This is a genomic window from Seonamhaeicola marinus (assembly GCF_008085455.1).
Genome location: NZ_VSDQ01000767.1, coordinates 1 through 289, shown reverse-complemented (window position 1 = coordinate 289; position 289 = coordinate 1). Strand labels below are relative to the sequence as shown.

The window sequence follows — 289 nt, the reverse complement described above, 5'->3', positions numbered from 1 at the left end:
TACCAAGCCTTCTCCACGAATAAAATTAGCCTGATGGTTCTTTTCAATATATGCACCACCTGTATTTTGATTATTGGCTTCAAGTGCATTAAAGACATCTGTAATGGTCAATCCAATTGCGTTTAAATCGTTTGGGTCAAACGCGACTTCGTATTGTTTAATTTTACCGCCTATGGCGTTAACCTCAACCACACCTTCTACCATTGCCATTTGACGTTGTACAATCCAATCCTGCATTGAGCGTAAATCTGCAATGTCGTATTTGTCTTTATACTCTGGTGCTACTTTT

1 protein-coding gene is annotated in these 289 nt (G+C 38.8%); it reads right to left on the bottom strand.

Going from position 1 to position 289, the window contains the following annotated elements; all coding sequences use genetic code 11:
* The coding region (locus FUA24_RS23435) for an efflux RND transporter permease subunit (RefSeq protein ID WP_148545754.1) at positions 1 to 289 on the bottom strand (289 nt) is incomplete at both ends.